Origin of the sequence: Mammaliicoccus lentus (assembly GCF_002902755.1) — a bacterium.
Classification (GTDB): domain Bacteria; phylum Bacillota; class Bacilli; order Staphylococcales; family Staphylococcaceae; genus Mammaliicoccus; species Mammaliicoccus lentus.
Genome location: NZ_PPRS01000018.1, coordinates 25898 through 42374, shown reverse-complemented (window position 1 = coordinate 42374; position 16477 = coordinate 25898). Strand labels below are relative to the sequence as shown.

General features: G+C 29.6%; 17 protein-coding genes and 1 pseudogene. 10 read left to right on the top strand and 8 right to left on the bottom strand.

Annotation, left to right across the window (positions count from 1 at the left end; all coding sequences use genetic code 11):
* The first annotated feature begins 113 nt into the window (after positions 1–113).
* Positions 114–1491: pseudogene (locus CD135_RS06650) on the top strand (aldehyde dehydrogenase).
* A gap of 220 nt (positions 1492–1711) precedes the next feature.
* On the opposite strand, the gene CD135_RS06645 reads toward CD135_RS06650, so the two are convergent.
* The 4 genes from CD135_RS06645 to pglS form a co-directional block, all read right to left on the bottom strand.
* Positions 1712–2470, bottom strand: a complete 759-nt coding sequence (locus CD135_RS06645) for an ABC transporter permease (protein WP_103269071.1) — start codon at positions 2468–2470, stop codon at positions 1712–1714.
* Positions 2470–3192 carry an ABC transporter ATP-binding protein gene (locus CD135_RS06640; protein ID WP_103269070.1) on the bottom strand — a complete coding sequence of 241 codons (723 nt, stop codon included), beginning with the start codon at positions 3190–3192 and terminating at the stop codon, positions 2470–2472. The genes CD135_RS06645 and CD135_RS06640 overlap by 1 nt, the downstream gene beginning before the upstream one ends.
* A 184-nt stretch (positions 3193–3376) precedes the next feature.
* Positions 3377–4153, bottom strand: coding sequence for a carbon-nitrogen family hydrolase (locus tag CD135_RS06635; protein ID WP_016999089.1), 777 nt, complete (start codon positions 4151–4153; stop codon positions 3377–3379).
* Between the two features lie 15 nt (positions 4154–4168).
* The gene (pglS, locus tag CD135_RS06630) at positions 4169–5203 is read right to left on the bottom strand and encodes a 6-phosphogluconolactonase (RefSeq protein WP_103269069.1); all 1035 of its coding nucleotides are present in this window, start codon (positions 5201–5203) and stop codon (positions 4169–4171) included.
* Between the two features lie 450 nt (positions 5204–5653).
* Between pglS and CD135_RS06625 the strand changes: the two genes are divergently transcribed.
* The 4 genes from CD135_RS06625 to agrA are packed head-to-tail and all read left to right on the top strand — an operon-like array spanning position 5654 to position 8420.
* A complete protein-coding gene (locus CD135_RS06625; RefSeq protein WP_016999091.1) occupies positions 5654–6229 on the top strand; it encodes an accessory gene regulator AgrB in 576 nt (191 codons plus the stop codon).
* Positions 6226–6366 (top strand): cyclic lactone autoinducer peptide AgrD, encoded by a 141-nt coding sequence (gene agrD, locus CD135_RS06620; RefSeq protein ID WP_103269068.1) that lies wholly within the window; start codon positions 6226–6228, stop codon positions 6364–6366. Before CD135_RS06625 ends, agrD begins: the two co-directional genes overlap by 4 nt.
* Before the next feature lie 24 nt (positions 6367–6390).
* Positions 6391–7707, top strand: coding sequence for a quorum-sensing sensor histidine kinase AgrC (gene agrC, locus CD135_RS06615; protein ID WP_103269067.1), 1317 nt, complete (start codon positions 6391–6393; stop codon positions 7705–7707).
* A complete protein-coding gene (gene agrA, locus CD135_RS06610; RefSeq protein WP_016999094.1) occupies positions 7704–8420 on the top strand; it encodes a quorum-sensing response regulator AgrA in 717 nt (238 codons plus the stop codon). Before agrC ends, agrA begins: the two co-directional genes overlap by 4 nt.
* A 61-nt stretch (positions 8421–8481) precedes the next feature.
* On the opposite strand, the gene CD135_RS06605 is transcribed toward agrA, so the two are convergent.
* The gene (locus CD135_RS06605) at positions 8482–8700 is read right to left on the bottom strand and encodes a hypothetical protein (protein ID WP_016999095.1); all 219 of its coding nucleotides are present in this window, start codon (positions 8698–8700) and stop codon (positions 8482–8484) included.
* Positions 8701–8944: 244 nt separating this feature from the next.
* On the opposite strand from CD135_RS06605, the gene CD135_RS06600 reads away from it, so the two are divergent.
* Positions 8945–9910: an LPXTG cell wall anchor domain-containing protein gene (locus CD135_RS06600; RefSeq protein WP_103269066.1), complete on the top strand. Its 966-nt coding sequence runs from the start codon at positions 8945–8947 to the stop codon at positions 9908–9910.
* 188 nt (positions 9911–10098) lie between these two features.
* Here the strand turns inward: CD135_RS06600 and CD135_RS06595 are convergent, their stop codons facing one another.
* Positions 10099–10266 carry a hypothetical protein gene (locus CD135_RS06595; RefSeq protein WP_016999097.1) on the bottom strand — a complete coding sequence of 56 codons (168 nt, stop codon included), beginning with the start codon at positions 10264–10266 and terminating at the stop codon, positions 10099–10101.
* 247 nt (positions 10267–10513) lie between these two features.
* Here CD135_RS06595 and CD135_RS06590 point away from each other — a divergent pair, with 247 nt between their 5' ends.
* Together CD135_RS06590 and CD135_RS06585 are read left to right on the top strand one after the other, a co-directional pair.
* Positions 10514–11485 (top strand): bile acid:sodium symporter family protein, encoded by a 972-nt coding sequence (locus tag CD135_RS06590; protein WP_103269065.1) that lies wholly within the window; start codon positions 10514–10516, stop codon positions 11483–11485.
* 386 nt (positions 11486–11871) lie between these two features.
* Positions 11872–12909: a C45 family autoproteolytic acyltransferase/hydrolase gene (locus CD135_RS06585; RefSeq protein WP_103269064.1), complete on the top strand. Its 1038-nt coding sequence runs from the start codon at positions 11872–11874 to the stop codon at positions 12907–12909.
* Between the two features lie 72 nt (positions 12910–12981).
* On the opposite strand, the gene CD135_RS06580 is transcribed toward CD135_RS06585, so the two are convergent.
* Together CD135_RS06580 and CD135_RS06575 are read right to left on the bottom strand one after the other, a co-directional pair.
* Positions 12982–13821, bottom strand: coding sequence for a DUF4097 family beta strand repeat-containing protein (locus tag CD135_RS06580; RefSeq protein ID WP_103269063.1), 840 nt, complete (start codon positions 13819–13821; stop codon positions 12982–12984).
* Positions 13821–14366 (bottom strand): HAAS signaling domain-containing protein, encoded by a 546-nt coding sequence (locus CD135_RS06575; protein ID WP_103269062.1) that lies wholly within the window; start codon positions 14364–14366, stop codon positions 13821–13823. The genes CD135_RS06580 and CD135_RS06575 overlap by 1 nt, the downstream gene beginning before the upstream one ends.
* Before the next feature lie 151 nt (positions 14367–14517).
* On the opposite strand from CD135_RS06575, the gene CD135_RS06570 reads away from it, so the two are divergent.
* Positions 14518–15555, top strand: a complete 1038-nt coding sequence (locus tag CD135_RS06570; RefSeq protein WP_016999102.1) for a S66 family peptidase — start codon at positions 14518–14520, stop codon at positions 15553–15555.
* Positions 15556–15634: 79 nt separating this feature from the next.
* Positions 15635–16186: a thioredoxin family protein gene (locus CD135_RS06565; RefSeq protein WP_016999103.1), complete on the top strand. Its 552-nt coding sequence runs from the start codon at positions 15635–15637 to the stop codon at positions 16184–16186.
* The last annotated feature ends 291 nt before the right edge of the window (positions 16187–16477 follow it).

Sequence of the window (16477 nt, the reverse complement as noted above, 5' to 3'; positions counted from 1 at the left end):
CCTTTTCTTAATAAATTTTTGTTAATTTTTACTTTTTAGAAATAAAGACTTCGCTTTTAATTATAACTATTGTTAAAATATATACAATAGAAGTTATAAAGGAGATATTAACTTTGACTATAGCAAACCAATTCGAGACAATTCAATCATTTTTTGATAGCGATATAACAAAGGATATTAAATTCAGAAAAAAAACAACTTAGATTATTAAAAAAATCTATTAAATCGCATGAAACAGAATTATTAGCAGCATTAAAGCAAGATTTAGGTAAAAATTCAGTTGAATCATATGCAACAGAAATTGGTTACATTTACAAAAGTATCTCGTTGATGCTTAAGGATGTCAAGAACTTGGCTGGCAAGAAAAACGTAAATACGCCAGTATTCTTATTTCCTGCAAAAAGTTATACTGTAAACGAACCTTATGGAACGGTTTTAATTATCGGTCCTTTTAACTATCCATTCCAATTAGTAATGGAACCATTAATTGGCGCAATTTCAGCAGGAAACTGTGCTGTCGTTAAACCTTCTGAACTTACGCCTAATGTGAGTCAGATTATTCAACAAATAATTGAAGATGTATTCCCCGCTTCATACATATCTTGTATAACTGGTGAACAAAATGTAACAGAAGAATTATTACAACAACCGTTTGATTTTATATTCTTTACAGGTTCTACAAAAGTTGGGCAAATTGTATATGAACAAGCGAGTAAGCAACTTATACCAGTTGCGCTAGAATTAGGTGGCAAAAGTCCAGCTATTGTAGATAAAACAGCTAATATTAAAGTTGCAGCAGAACGAATCGCTTTTGGTAAATTTATCAACGCAGGTCAAACTTGTGTAGCACCTGATTATGTTATTATTGACGCATCAATCAAACAACAATTTATTAAAGCAATTCAATCAACTATTCAAGAGTTTTATACTAAAAATGCTAAAAACAGTGAAGATTTTGGCAGAATTGTTAATGAGAAACATGCAAATAGACTGAATTCGCTCATTAATAATACAAATGGTGAAATTGTTTATGGTGGAGAAACTAACGTAACAGATCGTTATATAGAACCTACAATTGTTGATAATGTGAAGTTTGATGACGTTTTAATGGAAGATGAAATATTTGGACCAATTCTACCTATTATGTCGTACGATGCATTCGGAGATGCGATACAATTCATAAAGAATAAACCTAAACCACTCTCTTTATATTTATTTAGTGAAGATGAGAATCATACAGATGAAGTTGTTAATCGTATATCATTTGGTGGTGGTTGCATCAATGATACGTTAATGCATGTTGGCAATCATAACTTGCCTTTCGGTGGTGTAGGACACTCTGGTATCGGTCGTTATCATGGAAAAGCATCATTTGAATTATTCAGTAACCAAAAAGGAATTATGTTCAAAACGACGAAATTAGAAACAGGCGTGCTCTTCCCCCCTTATAAGGGTAAAGGGAAATACGTCAGAGCAATGTTTAAAAAGTAAATAAGAGTGGGACAAAAATCTTATTTTAATAAAAAGATTTCGTAGTCCTACCCAGGCAAAGAAAGAGGCTGAGACATAAATAATGTCCCAGCCTCTTTCTTTGTATTGATAGTAATGTACTTGACTCCTATATTATATGTGGACTTTTCTCAGTAATCTTGGCAATAAGGAGACTGTTATGTTGCACGTAGATCTTGTCTTACATCATTTGTTACCTTATTTACTCAAAACGGCTTTCTATTAATTGTTTTTTACTATTAAATAATGTTGGATATGATAGAAATCCTAATATTACACTCGTTGTAACTGCTGATGTTATTAATATAAATACAATTAAGATTTGAAAGAATACTGCATCAATTGGGTCAGCACCTGCAATAATTTGACCGCTCATCATTCCAGGTAATTGTACGAGTCCTATAGTCTTCTGTTGTTCTATTGTAGGAATAGCACTTGTTTGTATAGAAGTCATCAATTGCTTATGAATAGCTTGTTTTGGTGTGCCTCCTAAAGATAGTATCAGCTTTACTAAATTTTCATTTTGTTGAATCTCTGAAATAAATCGATTTAAGAATAAAATACTTAACACCATCGCATTACCAATAACCATACCAGTTATAGGAATTACATATTGCGGAGTTGGTGGTATAATTTTCAAACCAATAAGAATGCCTTGTGTTATTAACTCAATCGATACATACGCTAACAACAATTTCCAAGTGATACCTGGAATAGATAAGCCTTTCTTTCTAGCATTTTGAGTTGCTACACCTATAATTAATACGACCATCAATATCATAAATATTGGATTATCTTTATCAAAAATAAATTGTAATATATATCCTACAATTAATAATTGAATAAAAGACCTTATACCAGCGATAACCGTGTCTTTTTCTAAACCTAATTTCAGTGATTTAGAAATAACTATAGGAATAATTATAAAAATTACCATTAATATCAAAGAAGTTATACTCATTATATTTTAGCTCCTATGAATTTTTTTACTTTCTTATTTGTAGTATGTCTGATTTCTTCACTTGTACCAGTTTCAACGACTTCTCCGTTCATCATGACCCAAATATAGTCACTCATACGAATTGCTTGGTTAACATCATGTGTAATCCAAATCATCGTAACATCATGCTTTTTATTAATGAGTGTTAATAATGATTCAATAGCTTCGACTGAGCTTCTGTCTAGAGCTGAAGTTACTTCATCTAGCAACATAACACTTGGCTTGGTAACTAAAGAGCGAGCTAATGATAATTTTTGTTTTTCGCCACCAGATAATTCTTTACTATTTTTATTTAAAAATGATATTGGTAAGTCAACATCTTTTAAAAATCCTTCAGCTTCTTTATCTGTCATAGTTCTATTTTGTAATGTTAAAGGAAGTTCTAAATTATCTTTAACGGTACCATTAATCATTGTTACTTCTTGTGAGACAAGTTGCACTTTTCTTCTTAGTTTAATAGCTTCATATTCATTAATTAAATGCCCATCAATAAAAATATCTCCCTCTGTTGGAGAGTTTAAAGCATTAATAAATGATAATAAAGTAGACTTTCCAGCGCCTGATGGCCCTATAATTGTAGTAATCTTACCTTGATATATTTTACCGTTCACTTTATTTAAAATTTTACTACCTTCTATTTCATAGCCTATATTTTTAAATTCTACATCTACTTGTTCAGACAATCTAATACCCCCTTATATAAAGCTGCATATATGACAATTTTGATTTTAAACTTTTATTTAAATATATCAATAAAAATTTTTACTTTTAACAATATTACACTTAAAAATTAAAAAACTCTTCATTAGATTTTTTATCACTAATGAAGAGATTTCTTATATCGTACTCAAAATTATTTAGTTAATTTTAATATAAATCTGTTCGTAAACTATTAAAAATAGGAATAGATTCTCTAATTTGGCTTTGGGCATTTAAATCTAAATTAACAACTAATGTGCCTTCACCTTCATACAAACAGTCGATAAGTGCACCGTCTGGGCTATATGCTAAACTATGCCCTCCAAATTCGTTATCATCACATTTACCTACAGTATTACATGCTACTACGTAAATCTGGTTTTCAATTGCTCTTGCTTGTAATAATGCTTTCCAATGATCAATACGTGATTTTGGCCATTCAGCAGGTACAAAAATGACTTTAGCATCTTCTAATGTTAATGAACGTGATAATTCAGGAAATCTTAAGTCATAACAGATAATAGAACCCATCTCAATTTCATCTATATGAAATACAGTTGGCTTTTTTTCTCCAGAAGTTAAAAAATGATGCTCGTTTAACATTGGAACGAGATGTGCTTTATCGTAAGTATTAATGAGTTTCCCTTCTTTATTTACAATAAGCGCTCTATTATAAATGTCTTCACCTTTTTTATAAGCAATAGAACCTGCAATAATATGTTTCTTAACCTCTTTTGCTTTGTTTTTTAAAAAAGGTATTATCACTTCCCCATCAACATCAGCAATGTTCTCTAATTCATTTAATCGATATGATGTGTTCCACATTTCAGGTAACACAGCTATATCTATATCTGTAGCTAAACTATCTAACCATTGACTAACTTTTTCTATATTTTCATCAGGTTTACCTGGTATTACATGCATTTGATATAAAGCTATTTTCATTCTATTCACCTTCAATCAGATAAATTGAACACATACACCTTCAGCGGCTTTTTGTTCATTTTCTATTTCTGTTAATTTACCAGTTTCTTTATTTCTACTGAATAACACTAAATTATAAGAATGTTCATGTGCTACAACTAAGAATGAATCACTTGGAGTAATATTAAAGTCTCTTGGCCAAGTACCTCCACTTGAAACAATTTCAACTAATTCAAGATTCGCACCATCACCTAGTATTTTAAATACAGCAATACTATTATGACCACGATTTGACGCATATACGAATCTACCATCATGACTTAATCTAACTGCAGCTATTTGTGAATTTAATTCAAAATCATCAGGAATAGTCATTTGTGGTTCAGTAACCGGGCTAAACACACCATTTTCATATGATAATACAATTATAGTATTGCTTAATTCTGTAACTAAATAAGCATATTTGTCACTAGGATGGAATGCTAAATGTCTCGGTCCACTTCCAGCTTGGAATTTCGTCGTTTCATATAGTTCTAATCCGTCTAAAGAGTATTTAAACGTTCTTATTACATCTGCCCCTAAATCAACTGTAACAATATAGTCTAAATCTGGTGTTTGCATTGCATAATGAATATGGCTACCATCTTGTCTTTCTTTATTAGGTCCATTACCATCACCATGATATGAATCGATTAATCTAAGGACTTCCCCATTTTCAGGATTAAGTTCATATAATCTTACTATGCCTGCACCGTATACTGCTTCAAATAAAAATTTACCATCTTCAGATATTGAAATATGACAACCTGTACCTTCTGTTGAAGCTAAGCAATCATTTATAAATGTTAAACTTTTATCTTCATTAATTAGAAAACTTGCGACACCACAATCATCGCCTTGTTTTTTAACTGCGTATAAATATTTACCATGTTGCATAATATACGTAGAAGCTTCTACTTCATAGCCTACTTCTACTTTTTCTATAGTTTGATCATTTTCATCAACATCAAATCTATAAATACCCTTTCCATCCTTTTTTGTATAACTACCAATATAACCTTGTGTTTTCATAAAATATAATTCCTCCCTAAATTATCTCTTTGTCTTCATTCTACATGAAATTACTGAATAACTATAATAAAAAACGTATACCAAAAGGCATACGCTCTAATAACTTATATAATCATAACATTTTAACAAATGAAAATTAACCAAATAAATCACTAAAAAACGCCACAAACCACTTAAAAATACTACTGATAGCGTTCACTATGTCACCTGCCATAAAGGAACCCCCTTTATTCACCTTATTACTTAGTCATTATCATTTTATAATATTATATTTAATATAATTAAAGTTTTCCCTAAGTCGTAATATTTCGTGCTTAACTGCAATAAAAATATGTTAATATATAAATATAAATAAAAACTCAAACAGTTGGGCATTGAAATAATACAGTTAGGCAAAAGAAGTAAAATGTAAACCATTATGATTTATAATTAAGTGTGAGGAGGGGCGCTATGTATCAACCAGTACAAACCCAAATTGATAAAATTGCTACAAGTCTTCAAAATTCAAATAATTTAGACCATGTAAGCTATTTAAAGGTAAAGTATGGACTAGAAGTATTTGTAGGGAATATTATGAAGACTGTTGTTATATATGGTGCTGCCCTTCTAAGCCATATATTCTTCTATACACTTATTGTTCACCTTAGTTATTTTGCTATAAGATATTTTGCATTTGGTGCGCATGCAAAATCTACTTTTTTATGTACCATTCAAAGCCTAATAATGTTTGTGATTACACCGCTAATTGTCATCAATATAAACGTACCGTATTGGATATTTTTGACATTAGCGCTCATAGGGTACATAATCATTATGAAATATGCACCTATGGAAACTAAAAAACATCCACTATTAGGTAAGTGGAAAAAGGGTTTAAAACTTAGGTCAATCATTGCAGCTACAATTTTGATAATCATTTCTTTATTCGTTAAAGAACCCTATCAACAATTAATCTGTTTGGGATTGATCTTCGAATCGGTATCACTATTACCTATATTTTATAAAAAGGAGGAAACAATATCATGAATTTATTAGCAGGATTATTTTCAAAAACAATTTCTAACGTTTTATCAGCAATCGGTGAGAAGGCAGTAATCAGAGGGTGTACAGCATTTTTAGATGAAACTCAAGTACCAGCTGAATTATTAAAAGAAAAACAATAAGTTGTCAATAAGGAAGTGTAATATATGGACTCGCTTTCTAATATAGAATCTTTACCTTTTGGTTTATTACAGGTCGTACTATTTACAATTTTATTAGCTATCACACAGAATTATCGATATAACAAAAGGGATTATGTAATCTTATTTATAGGGTTCATAATCCCTTCACTTTCTTTTTATTATCTGTTTGGCATGGGGGCTATAATATACGTATGCCTTTTTAATTTTGTATTTTTTTATAATAAATTTAAATTATTCGGCATTATAAATACTTTAATCGTTATTATTATTTCAGTAGTTTCTGACTATTTATCAATTTTAACTACTAGATATATTATAGATATTGTTGATAGTATGACTTATTATTTCATTTGTTATACTATTATCCATTCATTTATAACTATCTCTATTGCAGCTTTAATTAGGATGTTAATGGACAAACTTAAATTAAGTTATTTATATAATAACCGTATTTATTTACTGTTGTTAGCTGCGTTCCTTGCTCTATCATTTTTTGTGTTCTATATTTATATGCCTGAGAACTATGATACTGAAAAAGAGTTTGAGTTCCAAACTTTATTTTATGTTATTTATGTATGTGTGGCGGCAATTTTCGTCATTTTAATCTCTTTCACTGTCATCAGAGAAATGGCTTTACAGCGTACTAAAAAGGAGATTAATCATTATTATAAATATACCTTACAAATTGAACAGATTAATAATGAAATGAGAAAGTTTCGTCATGATTATATCAATATTCTTGCTACTTTGTCTGAGTATATTAGACAAGTAGATATGGATGGTTTAAGCAAATATTTTGATGAAAATATTGCGCATTTACATGATGATATGAAGTTAAATACGATTAAAATAAATGGTTTACAGAACTTGCATGTAAGAGAGATTAAAGGTTTGCTAACAACTAAAATTATTCAATCCCAAGAGCAAAATATTAATATTAGTGTTGAAGTTACTGAACAAATTGATCATATCAATATGAATATTGTTGAGTTGAGTAGATGTATAGGTATCATAATGGATAATGCTATTGAAGCATCTGAGTTTGTTGATGCACCTACTATTCAAATTGCTTTTATTAAAAATGAAGAATCTGTGCTACTTGTATTTATGAATAAATGTTCTAAAGATACACCAAAAGTACATAAGTTATTTGAAGACCAATTTTCTACAAAAGGTCGTAAACGAGGTATTGGTTTAACAACATTAAAAGAAGTAACTGAAAAGACTGAGAATGTTTTTTTAGATACGTATATTAATGATCAATTCTTTATTCAAAAGCTCGAGATTTTAAATGATCATAATGAGGAAGTGATACGATGAAAATTATCATTTGCGAAGATGACCCAAAACAATTAGAACGAATGCAAACAATCATTAATAATTATATTATGATTGAAGAAAAAGAAATGTCTATTGAGCTTGCGACTAATGATCCTTATGAGTTACTAGAACATGTAAAGACTTCTAATGATATCGGTTGTTATTTCTTAGATATCCAACTAGATGCTGATATAAATGGAATTACTTTAGCGAGCGAGATTAGAAAACATGACCCTATTGGTAATATAATCTTTGTTACAAGTCATAGTGAATTAACTTATTTAACGTTTGTTTATAAAGTTGCTGCTATGGATTTTATATTTAAAGATGACCCTGATCAGCTCAAGACACGAGTTATTGATTGTTTAGACACTGCTTATATCCGTTTAGGCATGTTATCTAAAAATACTAATGTTGAAAAATTAGAATTAACGCGTGGTAGTAATTCAGTATATGTCCAATATGATGATGTCATGTTTTTTGAATCATCAACTAAATCTCATCGATTAATAGCTCATCTTGATAATAGACAAATCGAATTTTACGGCAGTCTAAAAGAACTAACAAATCTAGACGACAGATTTTTTAGATGTCATAACAGCTTTGTTATAAACCGTCGAAATGTTGATAGAATTGATACAAAAGATCGCACGGTTTACTTTAATAATGGTGAACATTGTTATGCGTCTGTAAGAAATATAAAAAAGATTTAACTTTCATTTTATACATAAAGGGGTAAGCCATTATATTTATGGTTTACCCCTTTAATTATTACTATTCATTTTTTAATGATTCTTTAAATGATTCGATGTCTTCTATGTAGTATTTTACTTCACCGCACGATAAACAAACAGCAGCTTTAGGTACAGCAATCGCTTTTTTCAAGACGTCATCAGTTTCTTCTTCTTTAACTAACCTTACATCAACTAGAGTACCTGGTACGTTAATACGAAGTTCGTCAACCATTTCTTGATTACAGCTTTTACATATCATACAAGAACATCTCCCCTTTATTTATCTAAATCTTTTTGTTTATTTTACTCCTATATGCTCTTTGATGCAAAACTGAAGCATATTACTTTTAGTGAATATTATAATTTATTATAACTCAATATTTCTAGATTTTATATAAGTTAAAAATTCTATGTAAATTTTATAAAATAATACTAGCATATCCAGATTGTTTATGGCATAATAAAAATATCACCGGTGATATTAATTATAAAGGAGGTTGTGTATGAAGATATTTCTTCTCTTCATAAGTTTTACAACTACTTTCTTAATTTGTATAACATTAAATTCATCCAATATAACCTATGCAGAAACAAGTGAAACACCCATTGTTTTTCAATTTCTCACTTCCACTAATCAACCCATTCCTAATGAAACATTTCAACTTCAATTAGATAATGAAACGAAGTCTTTAACAACTAAATCTGATGGACTCGCTATTATACAAATCCCAAATGCATCTTTAAAGAAAAGCTACGTACTTACTACTTCTAATCAACAAACATTTACGGTTGAACCTAATAAACTCTATAGATTAACATCATCTCATAATACTATTTCTACTCCTTCTAATATAAATAGCCAAAACATTAGCATTAATGTTATATCAAATACTTACCAACAATTAAATAATATAGAAGTTAAATTGATAAGTAACAATCAAGAATTTACAGGTAAAACTAATCAAAATGGTCAAGTAGTAATTGAAATACCTGCAAACATCCCAAGAGACACTCTATTTAATGTACAAATTCAAGGTGTAGACACTAAGTCCACAATCAAAATTGGTGAAGATAAATATTACACATACAGTAGTAATAACAAGCAAGCTTCACTCCATATTACAAATAATACTAGCCCTCAAGCCATAGTTACTAATAACAATCCAAATGATACTAATCATTTCCCTAACCAAACTGATTCATTAAACAATTCGCAATCAAACACTCAGAACACAAATCATAATTATCAAATTTCTATAGTTAAAGACAATTTAACTTCAAATAATTCTAAAACCACTGAGACAGAACAAAAAGATACAAATAAAAAAGCCTTGTCCGAAAAGAAAACACTTCCTGATACAGGACAAAACAATCATATAATTAAATATATTTTTAGCACACTTTTTATAGCTATAGCTACTACTATATTCTTTATATTAAAGCGTAAAAGAACTCAAAAACAAAATTAGATCATATTAAAATTACACCCCCTCCTAAATATTCAATTATAATTTTAAATCACTTTATTCATATACCTTTACCCCTATTATTTTTAAAAGTGTAATTTTAATTAATATTCTTTAACACATTAAAATAAAATTTGGTAGTTAAATAAAAAAGAGCAATCACTTATACTAAGTGATTGCTCTCCTCATTTTTAATTATTAGATTCAATTTCTGAAACTATCTCTTTAGTTTTTTGTTCTAGATCTTCAAAATCCTTTTTAAATACAAATGCTAAGACAGCTACACCTGCACCAACAGCTACTGTTGTAATTGCAATTAAGATGAAAAAGAATTTGAAAATTCCTTTAATACAGTTCATTGAAGTCACCTCTATCATCATTTTCTACCATTTACATCATAACATAATAAGCATTATACATAAAAGATATACTCTCATTATACATCTAATTCATAGAATACGATTTAATTCTTGTATAAAATGTAACATTTATTGTATCGATTTTCATTTGATTTTTATTTTTAAATATTTCTTCTAATATACCATTGAAATAACTTCTGATTATTGGTAATATTCAGATTATTATATAATTTGGAAGGTGTTCATTATGGGTAATTTAAAGAAATTTAGTCAGTTTATTAATAAAACTTTTGTCGTTTGGATGTTAATAGCTGCTATTTTAGGTTTTAGTTTTCCAGGTACCATCGCTCAAATAGCACCTTATATCCCTTATTTATTGGGTATAGTGATGTTTGGCATGGGTATGACCATTTCAACGAATGATTTTAAAGAAGTATTTAAATCACCTAAGAGTGTAATTATCGGCGTTATATTACAGTATACTGTAATGCCTGTCACTGCTTATTTAATTGCTAAAGGTTTAAATCTTAGTCCAGATATAGCTTTAGGTGTGATATTAGTAGGTTGTTGTCCTGGTGGCACAGCATCTAATGTAATTAGTTATTTAGCTAAAGCAAATACCGCTTTATCAGTTTCAATTACTACATTATCAACATTACTTGCACCAATTGTAACACCTTCTCTCATTTTCTTATTTGCTAGAGAATGGTTGCAAGTATCATTTATGGAAATGTTCATTTCAGTAGTTCAAGTAGTGTTAATCCCTATTATTTTAGGTGTAATTGTACAGAAATTCTTTAGACCAGTAGCAGAAAAATCTGTCGATATTTTACCTATTATTTCAGTTATTGCAATTTCATTGATCTTATCAAGTGTGGTTGCAGGTAATAAGACACAAATTATCGCAACTGGTTTATTATTGTTTGGTGTCGTTTTATTACATAATGTTTGTGGCCTCACTATTGGCTATCTTTTAGCCAAAGCATTAGGTTTAGGACGACCTGATAAACGAGCAATTTCTATTGAAGTTGGTATGCAAAATTCTGGCTTAGCTGTTTCATTAGCTACAGCTCACTTTAATCCACTATCAGCAGTACCAGGCGCAATATTTAGTTTCATACACTTATTAACAGGTCCTAGTATTGCAATATTTTGGTCAAACCAAACAAAGCGTGATCAAAAACGGGTTGAATCTGCACCTGTTACAGATAACTTGTAATAATTTAATATTATTAACTCAAAAACACACATTCGTTTTATTAGTTAAACGAATGTGTGTTTTTCTGATAATAGATATTTTCAATTTTTCTTTTTATGTTTAAAATACTTATCTTGTTGTATTTAAGTTAAATTAAATTGTTAACCTCTGTACCATTCTTTCCATTTCTTTTTTGTATAGATATATATTTGATTCCACATCATACATACCTCCTAAATAACTTAATGATATGTGATAAATTAAATATAACATGGTAAAAAATTACATAGGTTAAGACATTATTACAATCTCTTTAATTAATTATGACCAATATTAAGGTTTATAGCTTATTTGCGTGACAAATGAAATATTTTCTAGCAAAATGAATAAGAATAGGAGTGATGATTTTGCAACAAGTAAGTATGCAAACATTTGAATTTAGAGGAAACCACTACGATTATGGAGTTGCGCAAGCCAAGTGGTTACAATCTACTAAAATGCTCGAAAACAGAGAAAAAGAATGGCGAGTTAGAAGGCCTAGATTTGATATAAATATAAATGAAACGAAAAAAATATATCAGCAATTCGCCCCGCAAATATGGGAGGAACTGATGGGCATACAAGATACTCTAAAAATGCCTTTAGAGCAAGTCCTTCTTAATTACGGTCATTATAGAGTTTATGCTAAAGATAGTGGTTGTTCGGTATTTTTAGGTAAAAACTTTATGGTTCGAAACTATGATTACAATCCTGCTACTTATGACGGACGTTTCAGCTTATTCCAACCTACTGATGGTGGTTACGCTCAAATTGGTCCAACATCTCGAGTAACTGGGAGAATGGATGGAATGAATGAACATGGTTTATCGATGGGTTATAATTTTATGCATCGTAAAAAGCCAGGTGATGGATTTGTATGTTATATGATTGGTCGTCTTATTTTAGAATGTTGTAAAAATATTGATGAAGCTGTTTCGTTGTTGAAAGAAATACCACATAGAAGTTCATTTAGTTACATTTTGATGGATGCATCTAACAACAGCATTATTGTAGAAGCTACACCAAGATCAGTAGTAACTAAAGAGAACATTCTTTGTACGAATCATTTTGAAGTATTAACACATGAAAATAGAAATTATATAAAAGAATCAGTAGAGCGATATAATAGAATTGAAAATATAACTAACGAAAATTTACCTTTAGAAACTGCTTTTGAATACTTTAATAACCCTGATTATGAAATTTATAGCAAACTTTTTAGAAGTTGGTCAGGTACGATACACACATCTGCTTATATTCCTGAACAACTAGAAGTTAAATTTGCATTAGGTGAAAATGGTTATATACACACTTTTAAATTTAATGAATGGTTACAAGGCAAACCTTTAGAATCACTATATGTTACAGGAGAAATAGATTCAGATATAATATTTGCAAGTGAATAAATGCATCAATTAAATAACCTCTAATCCATAAATTAAATTTAACGGATTAGAGGTTATATTTTATATAGCCTATTATTTAATTTTTATATCACCGTTATCAGTATAACTTTCAATAACATTTTTACCATTACCAACCTTTTCCTCGTTAAAAGCACTGTTTTCTATTTTTGTGCTACCTGAATCAGCATGTAATTGAAGTAATGTATCTTGTGGTTTATGTTTATAATCTATAAGTATATTTCCGTCTTCAGTAGATGCTTTAATATCACATTCATTTTTCAAATCTCTTATTTTGATATTACCTATTGAAGTTATCATTTCATTATTTTTTAACACTGAGTTATCTACTGTGATATTACCTGTATCCAATTCTCCATTAAATTCATATAATTTGGAGTTTTTAATACCAATACTCCCAACATCAGCCATAGCTTTAACATGTTGAAAATCTACTTGATTAAACGTTATATTCCCTGTCCCAGTAATAATATTACTATTTTTACTCTTAACATTTTCTATATTGATATTACCTGTATTAGTAGTGATGTTAAATGCATTATAATTTTTTTCAGGAAGCGTTATCGTAAGATGATTATTAACTTTTCTAAAAGGAATAAAGTTAGCGTTAAATGTAAGCTTTTTATCTTGCTCAGAAAAATGTAATAAATTGTTTTCTATATTTGCGTTAACTTTATGTTTTCCATCGTAATTAATTTCTAAATAACGCCCCTTTTTTACATCTACATCTGTATTTTGAGCATTAATTATAATTTGATTCGTTTCATTGTTTTTAAATACTTTTTTGTATGTTTCTTGTTTTTCATACTGTTTGTTTACTGAAAACCATAGAAAAGTACCAAGTAATCCAAAAACTACAAAAATACTTAAACCTACAAAAAATAGTTTTTTCATTACTCTGCACTCCTCTTAATGATTTTTATACACCATCTTAAATATTTTAATATGCCTTTGTAACTTACTTCAATAAGTTTTAATCCAGTAATTAAGAGCATCAATCCGAGTCCTAAGAATGAAATAGCAAACATAATGTTCGTTACATCTATCCAATGGAATCCATTAATAAAGATGTTCACAACACTAACAATAGGCCCTAACATCATAACTGCTCCTATTAAGACTACTATTAATAGAATAAATGTTATAAAAAGAAATGGTGTAATGATAAATAAAATGTTGAAGAAACTTAGTCCTAGAGTTGCCATAATAGCATGAAAAACATTTTTAAAATTCGGAGCCATTTCTGCATCAGTTATAGCAGTATTGGCATATACTTTTTTTGCAATTGCTTTAGGGTTGCCAAGTTCATGGATAAGTTCTTCTTCATTTTGAGCCTCAAAAAACTTAGTCTCATATTCATACATAATTTTGTCTCTTTCCGCCTTTGGTAAACGAGACAATTCATCCTCTAAATAATTGAGGAACGTGATTTTATCCATATTCTGTTTCCCCTTTATTATTATCTCAAGTTTTCAATTTAATTTTAACACTCTTCCTACAAACAACATCATATTATCATCTGAAAAATTTGATTTCAAGTTATATTAGTGTGATATACTATGCACAACAAATAAATAAGGGGGTTTTGATATGAGTAAACTTATCAAGCCAAATAAGCTTTCTAAAGGTGACACAGTAGCGATTGTTTCTTTGTCTTCTGGTTTAGCTGGAGAAGAAGATATGATGTGGAGAACTAATGTTGGTATTGAAAGATTAAAAGATGTATTCGGACTAAAAGTAAAGATAATGCCAAATGCGCTTAAAGGTTCAGACTTTACATACAACCACCCTGAAAAAAGAGCAGAAGATTTACATCAAGCACTCAGAGATCCTGAAGTTAAAGCAATTATCTGTTCTCTAGGTGGAGATGACTCTGTTCGTTTATGGCCTTATATAGATTTAGAGTTAATAAAAAATAATCCTAAAATATTTAGTGGGTATTCTGATACAACTGCGTTACATTTTATGTTTTATCAAGCTGGCGTTTCCAGTTTTTATGGTCCATTGCTACTCACTGACTTCGCTGAAAATGTTGCAATGGATGATTATACTGTTCATTCAATTAAACAAACTTGGTTCCAAAACGAGCCAGTTGGTGATGTACCTACATCATCTCAAATTAGAAAATACGGTTTAAAATGGGATGAAAGCAACAAAGATATCAATAGAGACTCTTTCGATAATAACGGGTATGAAATTTTAAATGGAAAAGGAAAAGCAACTGGACGTTTAATTGGAGGTTGTATGGAATTATTCCATTCTTTAAAAGCAACAGATGTATTTCCAAATAAAGATGCTTTTGATGATGCTATTTTGTTCATTGAGACAGCAGAAGTCCACGCTCCACCTTGGTTAATGGAAGATTACGTGCGTGCATTTGGTTCAATGGGAATTTTCGAAAGAATAAATGGCGTAATTATTGGTCGTCCTCAAGATGATGTTTATTATGAAGAATATAAAGAAGTTTGGACTAAAATGTTAAAAGAATGGAATCAAGAAGATATGCCAGTATTCTACAATGCAAGTTTTGGTCATAATGAACCGAAATGCATTATCCCATACGGGGCATTGGCTGAACTAAATGTAGATAAGGGTACTTTCTCAATTCTTGAAAATGCTGTAGAGTAATTAATCTTCAGTTATTCTGCTTTGCGATTTATTTCAGAATTGTTATAATATTTAGTATATAAAAAGGGGGATAATTAAAATGACAAAACTAGTTACATATTATGAACAATCACAACCTATTAAAGAATATTTAAACGATATGACTACCAATAAAGAAGAACTCATTGAAATTTATAAATCTTTTCAATTACCTAAAAATGATGAACGTTTAGATAAAATAAAAGATAAAAATTATAAAGTTCTCGTCATCACTGAAGATTGGTGTGGGGATGCTATGATGAATATCCCAGTACTATTGAACATTGCAGATTACACTAATATGGAAGTTAAAGTATTTCATAGAGATGAAGATACAAATTTAATTGATCAATACTTAACAAATGGTACTGCAAGATCTATACCAATTTTTGTATTTTTAAATGAAAAACATGAACAAGAACATGTATGGGGTCCTAGAGCCATTACAGTTCAAAAATTCGTTGAGGAAACAAGAAAAGACTTACCATCTAAAGAAGATTCTTCTTTCCCTGAAAAAGAAAAAGAAGTACATCATAAAATCCATGATGAATATAAAAAGAATACACAATTCTGGGATGATGTATACGAATCAATCGTAAGCATCTTAAGATAAATCGGACTGGAACAGAAATCTTATTTTTCAAAAAAGATTTCATAGTGCCGCCCGGCAAGAGTGACTAGGAGTGAAAAGCTTGATATAAGCATATTTTCATTCCAGTCAACTACTGCCAATATCACGATAGAGGCTGAGACAAATAATTGTCTCAGCCTCGTTTTATGTAAATTACCCCTATATGTATCTCTCCATCCCCATGGTTCGATATAAACAGTTTACTTTATCTACAAAATAAATAAAAATATATGTCAGTAAAGTTAACATTTGAAATTTCGCAAGTGAAAAGCG